The organism is Terriglobia bacterium (assembly GCA_036496425.1).
In the GTDB taxonomy this organism is placed as follows: Bacteria; Acidobacteriota; Terriglobia; order 20CM-2-55-15; family 20CM-2-55-15; genus 20CM-2-55-15.
The window spans coordinates 1-17,381 of the sequence record DASXLG010000067.1 but is presented as its reverse complement, the minus strand read 5'-3'; the positions used below and the strand labels follow the sequence as shown (position 1 = coordinate 17,381).

The window sequence follows — 17,381 nt, the reverse complement described above, 5'->3', positions numbered from 1 at the left end:
GTGGCGGCCGACCAGCCAAAGATACCACCGATCGTGAAGGCTTATTTCATGCACATGTGGGTGGAGGCGCTCTACAGCACCCCGCAGAACAAGCATCCGAACCCGAGCTGGAAATCACCGCTCAAGGATCCCGAGAACGGACGCGTCTGGTGCACCGACTGCCACATGTCGAAGGATATCGATTTCAGCAAGATCCCCAAGATGCGTAATCCGATGGTCGATGACCTCGAGAAGAACAAAGACTTCATGGTGGACCTCATGAAGAAGTGGGTTGCCCGGCTCAACAGCGACGAATTCGGCGCCAAGGAGAAGTTGAAGGGGCCGGTGACCTGTTTGACCTGCCACGCGACCAATCCGGAGAACGATTAGCCGCAGATGACGCGGATGACGCAGATGGGCCCCATCTGCGGCTACACGATTGTTCCGCTTTGAATGATGCCGTTCTTCGGGACCATCACGATGCCGTCGCGAATGTAATATCCGGCGCCGTCCAGATTCTGGGCCCGCTGCTCATTCAATATTCGCACGTTCTCGCCGATGTGCGCGTTCTTGTCGATGATGGCTTTTCGGATGATCGAGCCCTTTCCTATCCCGATATTGGGGATTCCGAGTTGCCGGTTGTAATCGAAATCGTCCTCATCCTCGTAATAATCCGCGCCCATTATCATCACCTGTTCCAGTGTGGCGTCTTCGTCCACCTGGCTTCGAATACCGACGACGCAGTTAAAGATCCTGGCGCCCCGCAGGATCGAGCCCTCGGAAATGATGGATTCCCGAATCTCACATTTTTCCACACGGGTTGAGGGTAAAAACCGCGCGTGCGTATAGATTGGAGCGGTCATATCATGAAAGTCAAAGTGAGGGGCGCTGCCGGTGAGGTCCATGTTGGCCCGGTAGAACGCTTCGACGGTTCCGAGGTCTTCCCAGTAGTCGTCGAAAAGATATCCGTAGACGTCATATTTCTCGATCGCCTTCGGTATCACCTGATACCCGAAATCGATCATCGTCGCATCGGCCAGCAGATCAATCAGTGCGCTCTTCTTGAACAGGTAGATGCCCATCGATGCGACGTAGGGCCTCCTGGCAGCCTCTTCGGCGCTCAGGCCGAGAGCCGCCGTATCCGTCCGCATTTCGTTCAATGCCTCGCCCTTCGGCTTCTCCCTGAATTGTTCGACCCGCCCGTCACTGCCCAGCTTTAACAGTCCAAAGCTCGATGCTTGCGCCTGGCTTTTCGGAATGACGCAGATCGTGACGTCCGCGCCGCGCCTCCAATGACTCTCAAGGAGTTTTCCGTAATTCATCCGGTACAATTGATCGCCGGAAAGGATCAGCTGGTAGTCGTTCTCACGGTCGGTGAATCGGTGCAGATGCTGCCGCACCGCGTCGGCCGTGCCCTGAAACCAGTTGGGATTCGTCATCGTCTGTTCGGCCGCCAGAACTTCGGTGAAACCCTCCGCGAACGGATCGAAGCGGTAGGTGTTGGCGACGTGCCGGTTAAGCGATGCCGAATTGAACTGGGTGAGGACGAAGATCTTCTTCAGTCCGGAGTTGAGACAATTGCTGATCGGAACATCGATCAGACGGTACTTGCCTCCGAGCGGCACGGCCGGCTTGGACCGGTCCTGAGTCAAAGGGAAGAGACGTTTTCCGGCGCCACCTGCCAGGATGATCGATAGAACATGAGACGGATTGTTTCTCGATTTTCGGACCATATTTTCCCCCATGATACACTAAGCCCCGAAACATGCTTCAGTTGCTGCGTGAGATCTACGGACCCTACCAGGTTTTATTTTTCTCAGCCGTTCGCATCAGCGGCCTTCTCATCCTCGGCTATGTCATTCTGCGCCTGATCGACTCCGCTCTGAACCGATTGCGTTTGATTATTCCGTCAGCAGACGTGGTTGGCGTTGCCCGGATCGAACAGCGCACCGAAACGCTCCGGCAAATCATTCGCAGCGTAAGCAAGGGAATCATCATTCTCGTCCTCGCGCTGACGATCTGTTCCGAACTGGGGTACAACATCGGGCCGGTCCTCGCGGGTGCCGGCATCGTGGGCCTGGCTGTGGGGTTTGGGGCGCAGAGTCTCGTCAAGGATGTCATTTCCGGATTCTTTATCCTGTTTGAGGACCAATTCGGAGTTGGAGATGTAGCCAAGATCGGCGATTTCAACGGTGTGGTTGAGCAAATGTCTCTGCGAGCGACGGTGTTGAGAAATCTGGAAGGCCAGGTTTACATCGTTCCGAACGGGAACATTCAGAATGTCACGGTCATGACGAAAGACTGGGCCCGTGCGGTGCTCGATGTGACCGTGCCGCAGAGCCAGGAACTCTCAAAGGTATTCGATGTGTTGAAGGGCATCAATATGCAGCTATATCAGGATTGGCCGGAACGCCTTTCGGAGCAGCCAACCGTACTGGGAGTGGAGAAGCTCGACGAGTCCGGTATTACCATCCGGTCTATCGTGAAAACACCGCCGTTCAAGAATGCCGAGGTTTTGCGGGAATGGCGCCGCAGAGTGAAGGACGGTTTCAGCCGGGAGGGAATCGCGTTTACGGACAAGAGTACCCAGGAAATGAAGATCAGCCGGAAGGCATAAGAAATGGAAACGTCTCCCTATTTCCGCTGTAGTTCGCGGAAATAGGGAGACGTTTCCATTTCTTATTGCCCGTTGACCATGGCTTTCTTCTGGTTGACGAAGTCGTCCATGCCGGTGGTGTCGTTGTTCTTGGCCGTCCACTGTTTCGTGAGTTCCGTTTTGGCATTCGCCGCCTCGGGGCCGTTGATGGCGACAGCCAGTGCAAGTTCATCAATGACCATGTCACGGAATTTTTGCACTTCTTCCGCGTGGCCGGCGGTTTTCGCTTTCAAGTCGTCCATTGTAGGTTGATCGGCCTTCGCGGCGATGGCGGTCTTTTCATCCTCGATTGCGGCCAGATAGGCTTTTGAAGCCTGCCCCATCAGCGACATGTAGTCGAACGCCAGGAAATAATGCGCGGTGTCGTCCTTCATGTTGTCCTTGATGGCCGCCTGGTATTCCTGGATGGACTTCGTGGTGTCCTTCTCGTTGAAGGCAATGAGTCCCAGAGTCCTGTGCAGGGCCCCGTCGATCTGGACCATCTGCGGTTTCTGCTGCGGTGTTGCCTGATTGATCATCGGCTGAAGGCCGGCGAGGGCTTTGTTCGCCATGCCCGCAGCTTTGTCAAGCTGGGCCTGATCGCCCGGGTACTTTTGGGGGATGACCGCGGAGAGCGTGATCAGCGTATTCAGATCATTAGGATCAATAGCCAGAACCTTTTCGCCGTAAGCGATGACCTTGTCGGCATTGTTCATGTTCTGGGCCGCGACCATGGCGTTGGCAGCGGCATAGGCTTTCAAGGTATTGTCTGCATTCGGAAGCGCCGCAGCCTTGTCCGCTATATCGATCACCTTCTGCCAGCTTTTCGTCTGGGAGTAGGATTGGATGATCATTTTGTACGCATTAGGCACGAAGTCCGACTCTTTGAAGTCCGTCAGGAACTTTTCGCCCAATTCCGCCTTCTTCGCGAAATCCTTCTCGTTGTACAGAGCGAGGTACGCGTTGTACTCAGGCTGTGTCTTCGCTCGCGGCTGTGCGGCGGCAGCCTGACCGAACCCAGGCAGCGCAGAGGCCACCAGGATAAGGATCAATACCAGGGATACTCCCAGATAACCGGTTCGTCTCATTTGAAAGTTGACCTCCTCAGACACTCCAAGGGATTTCGCTCTACAGTAGGGACAAATACTAATCGAATCCTTATCGGGCAGGCAATCAATTGCGTGCCACTATTTCGTCAGTCGTAATACTCCATACCGAGGTGTGTAATCAAGTCCTCGCCCTTCAGATACCGTAATGTGTTCTTCAGCTTCATCAATTGTATGAAGAGGTCGTGCTCGGGATACAGGCCCGCGGCGTGCATCGGACTCTTGAAGTAAAAACTCAGCCATTCCTGAATGCCGCGCATTCCACAGCGCTGCGCCAGGTCCATAAACAGGACCAGATCGAGGACGATCGGCGCTGCCAGGATGCTGTCGCGGCACAGAAAATTAATCTTGATCTGCATGGGATAACCGAGCCACCCGTAGATGTCGATATTGTCCCAGCCTTCTTTGTTGTCTCCCCGCGGCGGGTAGTAGTGAATGCGCACTTTGTGCGTGAAATCCTTATAGAGGTCCGGATAGAGGTCGGGCTGCAGAATCTGGTCCAGCACCGAGAGTTTGCTTTCTTCCTTTGTTTTAAAGGAGTCCGGATCGTCCAGGACCTCGCCGTCGCGGTTCCCGAGGATGTTCGTCGAAAACCAGCCATTCAATCCGAGCATTCTGGATTTCAGCCCCGGCGCCAGGATGGTCTTCATTAAAGTCTGGCCGGTCTTGAAATCCTTACCGCAGATCGGTACGCCCTTCTCCTGCGCCAACTGGATGAGCGCGGGCACGTCCACCGTGAGATTCGGAGCGCCGTTGGCAAACGGAATCTTCTTGCAGAGCGCGGCGTAAGCGTAAACCATGCTCGGCGCGATCGCGGGATCGTTGTCGCGAAGCGCCTGCTCGAAAGAGGCAACCGTTGCGTGAGCCGCTTCGGGCTTCATGAAGACCTCGGTGCTGCCGCACCAGATCATGACCATGCGCGAAAGATTGTTGGTTTTGCGGAATTGCTCGATATCGTCCATCACCTGTTCGGCAAGTTCCATTTTGTTCTTGCCGGATTTGACGTTGGGGCCGTGCAGTCTTTTGACGTAATCCTGGCTGAAAACGGCTTTCCAGGGTTTGATTTTCTCAATTTCGGGACGCACGGTATCGAGCAGCGTCTTTTCGAGCACGCCGGCCTTCGTTGCGCTTTCGAAGCAATTGTCGTTGTAGATATCCCAGCCGCCAAAGACGAGATCGTTCAGACCGGCCAGGGAAACAAAGTCGCTGATCTTGGGAACCCGGCGCTCCGTCCGTTTTCCGAGGCGGATTGTTCCGAGTTGAGTCAGGGAGCCGATGGGCTGTGCGATCTTCTTTTTGATCGCTTCGACACCTGCGATGAACGTCGTGCTGACTGCGCCCATTCCGGGAATCAGAACTCCCAGCTTTCCGGACGGTTCCTCGATCTTGACACCTTTCTTTACCACTTTACCTCCATTGAAACCCGCTAATAATACCTATTGGAGATTCGAAATTGGAAATTCGAAATTGGAGATTGGATTTCCGATTTCCAATTTCGAACTTCCAATTTCGAATCTCCAATAGAGCCGCGCTTAATCGTCCCCTCTGGTAATCTCCGGACGCTCCGTCCAGCTTGCCTTCAAATAATCCCGGTTCATCCTGGCGATGACCTCGAGCTTGATTTCCTTCGGGCAGACGGCTTCGCATTCGCCGATGTTCGTGCAACTGCCGAAGAGTTCCTGTTTCACCTGCGCGACCATGCCGAGAGCGCGCTTGAATCGCTCCGGCTGGCCCTGCGGAAGCAGGCTGAGGTGGCTGATCTTGGCGCCGGTAAACAGCGCGGATGCCGCATTCGGGCAGGCGGCCACGCAGGCGCCGCAGCCGATGCAGGCGGCGGCATCCATCGCGAGGTCGGCGTCCCTTTTGGGAATCAGAATGTTGTTCGCATCCTGCGCACTTCCGGTCGAAGCCGATACGTAACCACCGGCGGTGATGATCCGGTCGAACGCGCTGCGATCCACCACCAGATCTTTAATGACCGGAAAAGCCCGTGCCCGCCACGGTTCCAGGTAGAGCACGTCGCCATCTTTGAAATGGCGCATATGTAACTGACACACGGTTGTCGCGGGTTGCGGCCCGTGCGCAACGCCATTGACCATGAATCCACAGGAACCGCAGATGCCTTCACGGCAATCGTGGTCGAAAGCGACCGGTTCTTCACCCTTCGCAATGAGTTCTTCATTCAACACATCGAGCATTTCCAGAAACGACATATGCGGGTTCACATTCGCATGCTCGTACTGGACCATGCGGCCGATGTGGTTGGGACTTTTTTGCCGCCAGATGTGCAGAGTCAGTTTCATTAGTTTATGGCTGCTCCCTGTCGGGCTTGCATTCGCGCCGCTCATTTGTAACTCCGTTGCGAGGGATGGACATATTCGAATGTCAGGGGTTCTTTATTAAGGATGGGCGGTTTACCGGGACCGCCATATTCCCAGGCTGCGACGTAGGAGTAATTGTCATCGTCCCGCAACGCTTCGCCCTCGGGCGTCTGAAATTCCTCCCGGAAGTGGCCGCCGCACGATTCGTTGCGTTGCAAAGCATCGAGACACATCAATTCGCCGAATTCAAGGAAGTCTGCGACGCGCCCGGCATTTTCGAGCGCCTGGTTGAGTTCCTCGCCGCCGCCGAGTACGTTAACGTTCTTCCAGAACTCGTCGCGGAGTTCGGGCACGCGCTGAAGGGCTTTTTTCAGGCCTGCTTCGGTGCGGGCCATGCCGCAATCGTCCCAGACGAGCTTTCCGAGTTCCCGATGGAACGATGTCACCGTCCTTTTCCCGCGGATCTCCAGCAACCGCCGCGTTACCTCGTTCACTCCCTTCTCGGCTTCCCGTGCCGCAGGGTTCGAGGCATCCGCCTTCTCGAGCTTTGTGTTGGCCAGATAATCGCCGATGGTGTAGGGAAGGATGAAATAACCGTCCGCCAGCCCCTGCATCAGCGCGCTTGCCCCGAGGCGGTTGGCGCCGTGGTCGGAAAAATTGGCTTCGCCGACAGCAAACAGACCGGGGATGGTTGTCATCAGGTTGTAGTCGACCCACAGGCCGCCCATCGTGTAATGAATGGCGGGGTAGATCCGCATCGGAACGTTGTAAGGATTGTCTCCGGTAATCCGCTCGTACATGTCGAAGAGGTTGCCGTAACGCTCGCGGATGCTCTGTTTTCCGAGCCGCTTGATCGCGTCCGAGAAATCCAGGTAGACGCCAAGTCCTTGCTCGCCCACGCCGCGTCCCTCATCGCAGGCGGACTTCGCATTTCGCGATGCGACATCGCGCGGAACAAGGTTGCCGAAGCTGGGGTATTTGCGTTCGAGGTAGTAATCGCGTTCGTCTTCGGGAATCTGTTCCGGAGAGCGGGTATCGCCTTTTTTCTTCGGCACCCAGATTCTTCCATCGTTCCGCAGCGATTCGCTCATCAATGTCAACTTCGACTGATATTCGCCGCTGACCGGAATGCAAGTCGGATGGATCTGGGTATAACAAGGATTGGCCATGGCCGCGCCTCGCTTGTAGGCGCGCCAGATGGCGGTACAGTTCGATCCTTTGGCATTGGTTGAAAGGTAAAAAACATTTCCGTATCCGCCCGTGCCCAGGACAACGGCGTCCGCGAGATGCGATTCGATTTTTCCGGTGATCAGATTGCGCGCCACGATGCCGCGTGCCTTGCCGTCGATAACGATCAGGTCCAGCATCTCGGTGCGCGGGAACATCTGGACTTTGCCGCCAGCCACCTGACGCAGTAATGCCTGGTAGGCTCCAAGCAGAAGCTGCTGTCCCGTCTGACCGCGGGCATAGAACGTACGCGAGACCTGCGCCCCGCCGAAAGACCGGTTTGCCAGCAAGCCGCCGTATTCGCGGGCGAACGGCACGCCTTGCGCCACGCATTGATCGATGATGTTCACGCTGATCTGCGCCAGCCGGTAAACATTCGATTCGCGGGAACGGAAATCGCCGCCCTTTACGGTGTCGTAGAACAACCGGTAAACGCTGTCGCCGTCGTTCTGATAGTTTTTCGCAGCGTTGATGCCGCCTTGCGCGGCGATGCTGTGCGCCCGCCGGGGGCTGTCCTGAAAGCAGAAGCACTTGACGTTGTAACCGAGTTCGGCCATGGTCGCGGAGGCGGATGCGCCTGCCAGTCCGGAGCCAACGATAATCACGCTGTACTTCCGCTTATTTGCGGGGTTGACCAGCTTGATGTTGAACCGGTGATTGTCCCAGCGCTGTTCAATGGGTCCTGTAGGGGTTTTCGATTTCAGTTCCATTCTTACCTCACCAATCCTGTCAGCACCGCGAGCGGGACTGAAATGAAGCCGGCAATTAGAATCCACGAGAAGATGGCCGCAAACTTCTTGATCGCGGGCGTATAGCGCGGATGGTTGAACCCGATCGACTGGAACATGCTCCAGATACCATGGCTCAGGTGGAAGCCGATGAAAATCATTACGGCGATGTACAGCAGCGCGACCCACGCGACGGCGAAGCCGCCCACGAGGTTTTCGTAGGCATGGAGCGGTAGGAAGGGAGCCGGTTGGATGGTGCCTGTCGTCAGGTGCAGCAGATGAAACACGACAAATGCCGCGATGATCGGTCCGCTAAGCATCATGGTGCGCGAGGCCCAGCTCGACGTAATGTTCGTGTGCTTCACATATGCGACCGGGCGCGCGTCGCGCTTGACTTTGGAAAGCGAAATCGAGGCCCAGATGTGAAGAACAACGGAAATAAGGAGAACGATCCGGACGGGCCACAGGAGTTCCACGGTGCTGTGCAGCGTCTCGGCGTAATGGTCCATAACCGCCGATCCTAAAAAGATTTGCAGGTTGCCGAGCATGTGCGCGATCAGAAACCCGAACAGAATCAGACCGGTCACCGCCATGATGGCCTTCTTGCCGATCGTGGATTCGTAAAATCGCGTCACTTTCATTAATGGAGTATTTGCAATAACAGTGCTCATTGTTCTACCTCACTGACAGTGCCTTACCAAACCCACCATTCTAGAACGGGAATAGCACGTTTTTGTGTTTTTGTTTGGCCGCAGATTACGCGGATTACGCAGATGGGGCGCCCCATCTGCTTAATCCGCGTAATCTGCGGCCAAAACCTGTATTCTTCCACTTGAATATGAAACGTTTTGTCGTCCTGGGCGCCGCATTGCTCTTCATGCTGGTGGGCGCCGCATTCCTCCTATCCTTATTGAATAGGCCCGGTAAGACGGATTACCAGTTAGCCAAAGGCCGTTCGCAGCTATTCACCGAAAACTATCTCGCGGCTTTGCAGACCTTAAGAGACATTCCCGACTCCGGGAAGCGCGGCCCGGAAGCTCACTCGTATCTGGGAGCCGCCTACCTGAAGCTTCACCTGTATAAGGCGGCGATCAAGGAATTCGAGGAGGCCGTCAAGGACCGGCCCAAGGAGTCCGATCCCTGGATCGGTCTGGCATCCTCTTATATAGAGCTCGGCGATGCCTCGAAGGCTGCCGATGAGGCCAGGCGCGCCACGGAAATCGAAAAGCGTTCAGGAGAAGCGTGGATTGCACTCGGGCGCGCCGAGTGGCAGGAACAGAGCTTTGATCAGGCGGAGAAGGCCGCGCTGAAGGCTCGCGAACTCGAACCGGACAGTCCCGCCGTTTCCGACCTTTTGATGCACATCTACTTTGACGGAGCACAGCCGGATAAATTCAAAGCCGAACTGGATCGCAATCCGAAGGTGTCGAAGCCTGTCCAGGATCTCGCCGTCCGGTTTTTCCTGGCGCAAAGCCAATTTGTCCGGGCATACGAATACAGAATTCAGGCGGATCGCGAGGACCTGGAGCGTTCTGTTCTGGAGGCGCAGCTCGCTCTCAAGCGCGATCCTTCAAAAACCGAGGTGATACCTCAGTTGGTGAAAAACCTGGTGAAGGTCGGCCGTTACCAGGCCGCGATCGATGCCGCTGCCGGGCAAGCGGGAGCGGCTCCATTCGATCTCGAACTCGGCAAGGCCTACTGGATGACCGGCCAGACGGATCAAGCGATCGCCAGCTTCCAGCGCGCCTCCGCCGGTCTTTTGCATAAGCTCTCCGCCGAGGTCGCTCTCGCCGCCATCACCGGCGACGTCAAGCACTGGGAAAACGCCTATCGCGCCGAGCGGCTCGAGCAGGACTACTTTATCCTCGCGCGTCTTGAGGACCTGCTACCGAAGGCCGATCATCTCGTCCGTTCTTTCATTTTCAGATACGCGGGAATCTACGAGCCCGGACTCTACACGAAGGCGGCCGAAGAAGCAGGGAAGGTTCTCGACGACGATCCCAGGAATTACGATGCGCTCCTGACCATCGGCACCTCATATCAGCGTCTCGGCCGTATTTCCGACGCGACACACTATGCCGAACAGGCTCGCGACCTTTATCCCCGGAGCGGCGAACCGGTGTCGCGTCTCGCCAGCCTCGCGCTCGGGGCATCCAAGCCGGATCCGCAAAGGATCATCCAACTGATGGAAGCGGCTGTGAACCTCGAACCCAATAACGCCACGTATCTCTACAACCTCGGCTGGATGTATGACCGGCTCGGTGAAACCGCCAAAGCCGCCGATCTGTATCAGCGTGCAATCAAGGCAAGCCCGTTGAGTTTCGAGGCGATGAACAACCTTGCGATTATCTATCAGGACTCAGGCCGCGCCGGGCAGGCTCTGCCGCTGCTGCAACAGGCGATGAAGACCGATCCGGAGAATGAGGCCGTCTACGCGAATGCCGCGAACTATTACGTCCGCCGCCACGAGATGAAGGAAGCTCAGGATAACTACGATCGCGCGCTGCAGCTCAATCCATTGAATCTGACGGTGCTCGTCGAGCGAGGCCGGACTTATCTCGACCAGGGAGACACCGGCACCGCCATCGATAACCTCAGCCGCGCGCTCGAGGTCGATCCCCGCGCCTTCGATGCCTATACGCTGCTTTCCGCCGCATACGAAAAGATGGGGCACGTGAAAGAAGCCATCGCGGCAGGCGAGGAAGCCCAGCGCATCCGGCCGGATTCACCCGAAATCAAAGCCACGCTCGACCGCTTGAATTCCCGGAAGGATTCGAAATGATCCGCCGCACGAAGATCGTTTGTACGATCGGTCCCGCGTCCGACAGCGAGGACATGATCGCCAGACTGATCGCGGCGGGAATGAACGTCGCGCGGCTCAACTTTTCCCACGGCACGCCGGAGTATCAGCGGGACCTTGTGCGAAAGGTCAAACGTGTCCGGAAGGCCTTGAACAAGCCCGTCGCGATCCTGCAGGACCTGCAGGGGCCCAAGATTCGTATCGGAATCATCGGCAACGGCGTGGTCCAGCTCCAGCCGGGGCAGGATTTCACGCTCACCACCGGCACGGTTCAGGGCGACGCCCGCCGCGCCTCGGTTTCATTGAAGACGATGGTGGATGACGTGAAGGCCGGCCATCCGATTCTTCTCGCCGACGGCAACATCGAACTGCGTGTCGAGAAGATTGCCGGCCCGGACATTCATTGCCGTGTGATCGTCGGCGGACCGCTGAGCTCCCATAAAGGCGTCAACCTGCCGGCGTCGGAAGTGCATGTGGAATCGCTGACCCCGAAAGATCGCCAGGACATTGTTATCGGTCTTGAAGAAGGCGTCGATGCGATCGCTTTGAGCTTTGTCCGCAAGGCTGCCGATATCCTCGCTTGTCGAGAGATCCTCGAAGGGCATGGCGGGAAAATTCCGATCGTCGCAAAAATCGAAAAGCATGCGGCAGTCGATAACATCGACAGTATCGTCGCGGTTTCGCAGGCGGTCATGGTGGCTCGCGGCGACCTTGGCGTGGAGATCGATCTCGAAAAGGTGCCGCTGGTCCAGAAGGCGATCATTCATAAATGCAACGCGCTTGGGAAACCCGTCATCACCGCGACGCAGATGCTCCTGCATATGGTCGACAATCCGCGTCCGACGCGCGCGGAAGTTAACGATGTGGCCAACGCTATTCTCGATGGAGCCGATGCCGTCATGCTGTCCGAAGAAACAGCGGCAGGGAAGTATCCGGCGGAAGCCGTCATGATGATGGACCGCATTGCACGCGCGGCCGAGGATTCGCTCGATACGCTCAAGTTCGAGAATCTTCCGGTCGAGCCGGTTACGGAAGACGCCATCAGCAGCTCGAGCTACTTCATCGCCAAGGAGGTGGGCGCCGCCGCGATCATCACGCCGACCTGGTCGGGATCCACGGCCAGCCGGGTCTCCCGGTTTCGACCCCTGATGCCGGTCATCGCAACCACGCCGAACGAAGCCACGCTCGATTTCCTGTCCCTCTGCTGGGGCGTGATTCCGCTGTCGATCCCATCGGCGGACACCATGGACGACATGATTCGTTTCTCGATCGACGCTGCCCGCCGCGCCGGCCACATCGAACCGGGCCAGCACGTTGTGATTACCGGCGGGGCCCCCCTGCACGTTGCGGGGAAGACAAACTTCATCAAAGTTGAGACTGTGGAGTAATTACGGGAAACGTTTTAGCCGCAGATGACGCGGATGACGCAGATGGGGCGCAAAAACGAACTTTGGAAGCGCCCCATCTGCGTCATCCGCGTCATCTGCGGCTAAAACGTTTGGTTGGCCCGGCCTATCCGTGCAGATTTCCTTCACGGATGAATGCCGCAAGCTCCGCGTCGGTAATCATAACTGCGACCGCCGCCGGATTGCTGCCGCCTTTCGCATTCAGCTCGCGATCGACGCCTCGAGATCCGCCCGAACCGCTGACGGAAGCACTCTGCTTACTATCGTTGCCGCCGCTCGTGGCATTCTTCAATCCGCCGAGACTGAACCGGCTGGGTTTTTTGTCGTCGCTTTTCTTGTCGTCTTTCTTGTCCGCGTCGTCTTTTTTGCTGTTGTCGCTGCTGCTGTCATCCGTGAGGCCCTTGGTTCCGTCCGCAACGACCGCAATCTTGCCGAGATCCACAGCCGCGTACTTTACACGCATTCCGAAGCGCTCGGCCAACACCGCGGTCGAACCGGACTTGTCTTTCGTGATAGCCGCATCGAGTTTATCGAGCCGTTCCTGCATCTCGGGATGCGAGGCAAACAGTCCCTGCTTTGCTTGAGAGTCTTTGTTCCGATCGTTAAGCGCGCCGAGGAATTTTCGCAGACCGGCAGGGTCATAGCCGGCCTTTGCGGCAAGAGCGAAGCCTTGTGAATCCGATTCGAGCTCCTGATCCCTGCCATAGCCGGCCAGGACGATTTTGGTCAACTCATCGGCCATTCGCTGTATTAGCGCCGGGTCGTCTTTTACTCCCGTCTTCTGTTGTGCAAATTGGGATCCCTTAGTGGCGCGCAGGCTGTTTATGGCATGCCGCTTCGTGACGTGGATCAATTCGTGTCCAAGAACTCCGGCCAATTCGGATTCGTTTTTAAGCAATGAAAGCGCCCCGCGCGTGATGTGGATGTAACCACCTGGGGCCGCAAAGGCGTTGACTCCATCGGTATCCAATACGATGAAATGCCAGGTTACCGTGCTTTCCGTTCTGTGAGCCAGAGTCGTTCCGACAAGCGCGACGTATTTGTGAATTTCCGGATCCTGAACGACTCCGTACTTTTGACGAACGTTGGCGCTGACCTGGGCGCCGATCTGGGCTTCCTCCTCCGGCGTGACGTCAAAATTCTTCTCGGTTTTGTCTTTCACATCCTCAACCTTCTTGAGGCCACCGAGTACACCCTTCAGCTGCGCATGTGCAACCGGAGCAAAACCCATGAGACTGGCCGCCAGAACGAGAATTTTAATTCGGATGGACTTCATAGATTGCAACCTCGTGTGTTTTGCCTTTGACTTTGACCGACCCCAGCGGCGAGACGTTGTAAGTGCCTTTCAGCTTCCGGTAGGTCGCTTCGCTGATGATGATATGGCTCTTGTATTCCTTATTCAGCGATTCCAGCCTCGACCCCAGATTTACATTATCGCCGATGACGGTATAGCTCAGGGTGTCTTCGGAGCCGACCATGCCGGCGATCATATCTCCGGTATTGATACCGATCCCGATATCGAATCGCGGCCTTCCTTCGCCCGCCCATTTTCGATTCAGGTTTTCCAATTCCCGCAGCATCGATAATCCCATCTGGACCGCATGATCGGCATGTTCGGGGTCGTTGGTCGGCGCATTGAACAGAGCCATGATCATATCGCCTACAAACTTGTCGAGCGTGCCTTTATGCCTGAAAAGAAGTTCGACCATGTGCGAAAAATATTCATTGAGCTGGTCGATGACGGCTTCGGGGCTTCCGGCTTCGGAGAGCGTCGTAAATCCGCGAATGTCGGAGAACAAAACACTCATTTCCCGTCGATGACCTCCGAGCCGCGCTTTCGATGGATCGTGGATCAGCTCCTTGACGACATCGGGCGAAACGAACCGCGAAAACAAGGATTGGATCTGACGCTTGGCGCGATCCTCGATCAAATATTTGTAAGCGACCGTCGAGAATTCCGCAATTAAAACAGTCAAGCCGGCCGGGACGAATGGCTGCCAGACTCCGCGCTGAAAAGAGTACCCTGCCCATCCGGCATCGATGCCGCCGATGGCGAGCGCTGCCGGAATCGTCCACCACATGCTGAGCGATACGCCGGTCAATCCCATGGCCAGCGCCGTGAGCGAAAGCAGGATGAATGAAGACCGCGCGGATGCGCGGCGGATGAAGCTGTCATTCAGTATCCCATCCAGCACCGACGCATGGATCTGGATACCCGGCATCGCCCCTTCATCGCCGTACGGCGTCGGAAAGATGTCGTGCAAGCCGGCCGCAGTGGTCCCGACAAAAACGATTTTGTCGCGAAAGATCGAGGGATCGACCTCCGGTGGTTTCTTGCCGTCGCGCAGCTCGAGTTCGGACAGGAATAAATCCCAAAATCGATAACTGCGGTAGGTTGTCGTCGTCCGTTGCTCGTTAAGGTACGCGGAGCCTTTATAAGGAATGAGAATGTGACGCGCATGGACCTTTTCGATGTATTCCTGGTCCGCATCGAATAAAGGAATGACGCGGGAGCCGAGATGTAATCCCGCCGCATCCATCGATACTTCCTGCGGCGAAACGTTCAACGCCAGCATGGCGGCGGCGACGGCGAGCGACGGATAAAACACGCCGTCATGCCGGACAAACGGCACCGCCCTTCGTACCGGTCCATCCGCATCCAGGATGAAGAACGTGTGTCCAAGGGCGCGGCTCCCTTCGGCGAGCGCCGGGAAGGGCAGCTGCACCGTCGTGTGTTCTTCGATCGTTGGAGGAAGGTGAAACGCAGGCACAACCGTTTTAGAAGCGAGAGGGCGGGCGCCGGAGTCATTAACGTCGATCGAATGGATCACATTGCCGGACTTCTTTGTCGCCGCAGCGAATTCCTCATCGGCGTCGGCGCCCGACCGGTCGCCGACCTTGCTTTTATCTTCTTCGATCAAAAGGATATCGAACACAACGATCTTGGGCCGGGCACGGGCTAAATAGTCGAGCAACACGGCGTAGGTGTCGCGCGGCCATGGGAACCGGCCGAAATCGTTTTCGGCCATGCGTTCGACGCTCAAGTCGTCGATCTTCACCAGCACGATATCCTTGCTCGCCCGCTCCGGATGATTCCCCAGCCGCCGGAACTCGAGATCGTAGATCTTCCATTCCATCGTCGTGAAAAAACTCGTACGCGAAAGGAAAAACGCGCATGCGAAGGAACCTGCCGCAATGGCCAAACCGATGGCGAGTTTGCGCAAAGTCATGCTGTAGTCCAGCGTTGAATTATATCTGGGACCTCGCCAGGCCGGGATAATGAGTTCGAAGGGATCGTTCAGATTCGAGCCGGTCACGGTCCTGGCCCTTTAATACGGAAAGCCGATTGACCCGGATCCACTCCGAAGGTTGGGAATGGACTCGGCTGACCGTATGGAAATTGTCGACCGTTTGAGAACCTCCCCGGCATATTCTGAAGTAGAAGAACAGGACCATCAGCCCGGAATTTCGCGAGAGGCCCAGGAACGCATTTTGGGCAGATTCGGGCGGATTACGTTTCCTACGCGCCAGGAGGGCATCAGGCCGATGCATTTTCGGAGGGGCAGACGTTAGATTTCACTACTACGTCAGGAAATATGAAGTCGCGTACTTCGCGGATCAGGTTTACCTGGATCCCCATCCTGACGAGCTGATGCTACTGAATCATCTATGAAAATCCTTCTAACCGGAGCCACGGGGTATGTGGGCGGACGGCTGCTGAAGGCGTTCGAAGAGGGGAACTACAGCGTCAGGTGCATGGCGCGCAAGCCCGAGTACCTGGCGAAAAGGGTTGCAGCGAGAACGGAAATTGTGGGCGGCGATGCCCTTCGTTACGCGACACTGCCGGCGGCGTTAAAAGGCACCGACGTCGCCTATTACCTTGTTCACTCGATGGGCTCGGCCGGCAATTTCGAAGAAGATGACAGAATCGCTGCCGCGAACTTCGGGCGCGCGGCCGCCGAGTGTGGAGTCGGAAAGATCGTTTACCTCGGAGGTCTTGGTGAAGAAGGCCGGGAACTGTCTTCACACTTGAGGAGCAGGCACGAGGTCAGCAAGATCCTCCGCAATCACAAGGTTCCGGTCGTTGAATTCCGCGCTTCCATCGTCATTGGGTCCGGGAGCCTTTCCTTTGAATTGGTACGTGCGCTGACGGAACGATTGCCGGTTATGATTGCGCCGCGATGGGTTTCGGTGCCGACGCAACCAATTGCTATAGAAGACATCATCGCCTACCTCGTTGCTGCAGCAGGGTTGCCGGTGAAGGAGAGTCGAGTATTTGAGATCGGCGGCGCCGACGTGGTTTCCTACGGGGAGATCATCAAAGAGTATGCGAGCCAGCGGAGACTTCGCCGCGTCATCATGTCCGTTCCCGTGCTGACACCGCGTCTGTCGAGTCTGTGGCTAGGTTTGGTAACGCCGATATATGCCCGGGTCGGGCGCAAGCTGATCGACAGCCTTCGCAATCCCACAGTCGTGAGAGACACATCGGCGCTCAACGTCTTTCAGATTCGCCCTCGCGGCATCCGTGAAGCCATAAGCCGCGCGCTGGAAAACGAAGATCACGAGTTCGCCGTGACCCGATGGTCCAACGCGCTGTCGTCTTCCAGCAACACTAGAATCTGGGGCGGGCGGCGCTTTGGTACTCGCATCGTGGATTCCCGCACGATGGAAGTCGCTCTGGATCGCACGTCCGTCTTTGCTCCAGTTCGCCGGATCGGTGGAAAAACCGGCTGGTATTATGCAGACTGGCTCTGGACGCTGCGGGGATTCGTTGATCTGATTCTTGGTGGTCCCGGACTACGGCGAGGCCGCCGGAATCCGGAATCGCTGGTGCCGGGGGATCACGTCGATTTCTGGCGCGTGGAAGCATTCGAGCCGGACCACCTCCTGAAGCTGGCTTCCGAAATGAACCTGCCTGGACGCGCATGGCTGGAGTTTGAGGTAAGCCGCGCGGCAACCGGCTCGATCATTCGACAGACGGCGATCTTCGACCCTCTCGGCCTTTCTGGTCTTCTTTATTGGCACTCGCTGTATCCGCTTCATAAGCTGGTGTTTGCAGGGATGCTTCGCGGCATCTGCCGCACTGCCGCGAGGAAAGTAAATGACCGTGCCGCCTGAGCGAGTACAGGCCTGTAACGATAGAAGAGAGTCATGATCATTCTGGATAGAACCCCAACAG

Annotated in this window: 13 protein-coding genes; 5 read left to right on the top strand and 8 right to left on the bottom strand. The window is 56.7% G+C overall.

What is annotated here, in order from left to right:
- Positions 1-369, top strand: a 369-nt coding sequence (locus VGK48_04330) for a hypothetical protein (GenBank protein HEY2380390.1), incomplete at its 5' end; no start/stop codon positions are given.
- A 41-nt stretch (positions 370-410) separates the two neighbouring features.
- On the opposite strand, the gene VGK48_04325 is transcribed toward VGK48_04330, so the two are convergent.
- Positions 411-1,712, bottom strand: coding sequence for a glucose-1-phosphate adenylyltransferase (locus VGK48_04325; GenBank protein HEY2380389.1), 1,302 nt, complete (start codon positions 1,710-1,712; stop codon positions 411-413).
- 32 nt (positions 1,713-1,744) lie between these two features.
- On the opposite strand from VGK48_04325, the gene VGK48_04320 reads away from it, so the two are divergent.
- Positions 1,745-2,596, top strand: coding sequence for a mechanosensitive ion channel family protein (locus VGK48_04320; GenBank protein ID HEY2380388.1), 852 nt, complete (start codon positions 1,745-1,747; stop codon positions 2,594-2,596).
- Positions 2,597-2,658: 62 nt separating this feature from the next.
- Here the strand turns inward: VGK48_04320 and VGK48_04315 are convergent, their stop codons facing one another.
- The 5 genes from VGK48_04315 to VGK48_04295 all read right to left on the bottom strand — a co-directional run bounded on the left by VGK48_04315 (position 2,659) and on the right by VGK48_04295 (position 8,667).
- Positions 2,659-3,702, bottom strand: coding sequence for a hypothetical protein (locus VGK48_04315; protein HEY2380387.1), 1,044 nt, complete (start codon positions 3,700-3,702; stop codon positions 2,659-2,661).
- Positions 3,703-3,809: 107 nt separating this feature from the next.
- The gene (locus VGK48_04310; protein HEY2380386.1) at positions 3,810-5,126 is read right to left on the bottom strand and encodes an inositol-3-phosphate synthase; all 1,317 of its coding nucleotides are present in this window, start codon (positions 5,124-5,126) and stop codon (positions 3,810-3,812) included.
- Positions 5,127-5,252: 126 nt separating this feature from the next.
- Positions 5,253-6,023 (bottom strand): succinate dehydrogenase/fumarate reductase iron-sulfur subunit, encoded by a 771-nt coding sequence (locus tag VGK48_04305; GenBank protein ID HEY2380385.1) that lies wholly within the window; start codon positions 6,021-6,023, stop codon positions 5,253-5,255.
- 41 nt (positions 6,024-6,064) lie between these two features.
- On the bottom strand, positions 6,065-7,978 hold the full coding sequence (locus VGK48_04300) for a fumarate reductase/succinate dehydrogenase flavoprotein subunit (GenBank protein HEY2380384.1): 1,914 nt from the start codon (positions 7,976-7,978) through the stop codon (positions 6,065-6,067).
- Between the two features lie 2 nt (positions 7,979-7,980).
- Positions 7,981-8,667 (bottom strand): succinate dehydrogenase cytochrome b subunit, encoded by a 687-nt coding sequence (locus VGK48_04295; GenBank protein HEY2380383.1) that lies wholly within the window; start codon positions 8,665-8,667, stop codon positions 7,981-7,983.
- Between the two features lie 167 nt (positions 8,668-8,834).
- Here VGK48_04295 and VGK48_04290 point away from each other — a divergent pair, with 167 nt between their 5' ends.
- Complete coding sequence (locus VGK48_04290) at positions 8,835-10,778, top strand: tetratricopeptide repeat protein (GenBank protein ID HEY2380382.1); 1,944 nt, start codon at positions 8,835-8,837, stop codon at positions 10,776-10,778.
- Entirely contained in the window at positions 10,775-12,184 is a 1,410-nt protein-coding gene (gene pyk, locus VGK48_04285; GenBank protein ID HEY2380381.1) for a pyruvate kinase, read from the top strand. The genes VGK48_04290 and pyk overlap by 4 nt, the downstream gene beginning before the upstream one ends.
- A gap of 124 nt (positions 12,185-12,308) precedes the next feature.
- Here pyk and VGK48_04280 read toward each other — a convergent pair whose 3' ends face one another.
- Both VGK48_04280 and VGK48_04275 read right to left on the bottom strand, forming a co-directional pair.
- Positions 12,309-13,478, bottom strand: a complete 1,170-nt coding sequence (locus VGK48_04280) for a M48 family metalloprotease (GenBank protein HEY2380380.1) — start codon at positions 13,476-13,478, stop codon at positions 12,309-12,311.
- Positions 13,459-15,519, bottom strand: a complete 2,061-nt coding sequence (locus VGK48_04275; protein ID HEY2380379.1) for an adenylate/guanylate cyclase domain-containing protein — start codon at positions 15,517-15,519, stop codon at positions 13,459-13,461. The genes VGK48_04280 and VGK48_04275 overlap by 20 nt, the downstream gene beginning before the upstream one ends.
- 352 nt (positions 15,520-15,871) lie before the next feature.
- On the opposite strand from VGK48_04275, the gene VGK48_04270 reads away from it, so the two are divergent.
- Complete coding sequence (locus VGK48_04270) at positions 15,872-17,320, top strand: SDR family oxidoreductase (GenBank protein ID HEY2380378.1); 1,449 nt, start codon at positions 15,872-15,874, stop codon at positions 17,318-17,320.
- The last annotated feature ends 61 nt before the right edge of the window (positions 17,321-17,381 follow it).

Excerpts from the sequence above, each read along its gene's own strand:
- VGK48_04325 (HEY2380389.1), bottom strand. The coding sequence starts at position 1,712 with ATGGTCCGAAAATCGAGAAACAATCCGTCTCATGTTCTATCGATCATC.
- VGK48_04315 (HEY2380387.1), bottom strand. The coding sequence starts at position 3,702 with ATGAGACGAACCGGTTATCTGGGAGTATCCCTGGTATTGATCCTTATC.
- VGK48_04280 (HEY2380380.1), bottom strand. The coding sequence starts at position 13,478 with ATGAAGTCCATCCGAATTAAAATTCTCGTTCTGGCGGCCAGTCTCATG.
- VGK48_04320 (HEY2380388.1), top strand. The coding sequence starts at position 1,745 with ATGCTTCAGTTGCTGCGTGAGATCTACGGACCCTACCAGGTTTTATTT.
- VGK48_04290 (HEY2380382.1), top strand. The coding sequence starts at position 8,835 with ATGAAACGTTTTGTCGTCCTGGGCGCCGCATTGCTCTTCATGCTGGTG.
- VGK48_04270 (HEY2380378.1), top strand. The coding sequence starts at position 15,872 with ATGAAAATCCTTCTAACCGGAGCCACGGGGTATGTGGGCGGACGGCTG.
- VGK48_04305 (HEY2380385.1), bottom strand. The coding sequence starts at position 6,023 with ATGAAACTGACTCTGCACATCTGGCGGCAAAAAAGTCCCAACCACATC.
- VGK48_04300 (HEY2380384.1), bottom strand. The coding sequence starts at position 7,978 with ATGGAACTGAAATCGAAAACCCCTACAGGACCCATTGAACAGCGCTGG.
- VGK48_04295 (HEY2380383.1), bottom strand. The coding sequence starts at position 8,667 with ATGAGCACTGTTATTGCAAATACTCCATTAATGAAAGTGACGCGATTT.
- pyk (HEY2380381.1), top strand. The coding sequence starts at position 10,775 with ATGATCCGCCGCACGAAGATCGTTTGTACGATCGGTCCCGCGTCCGAC.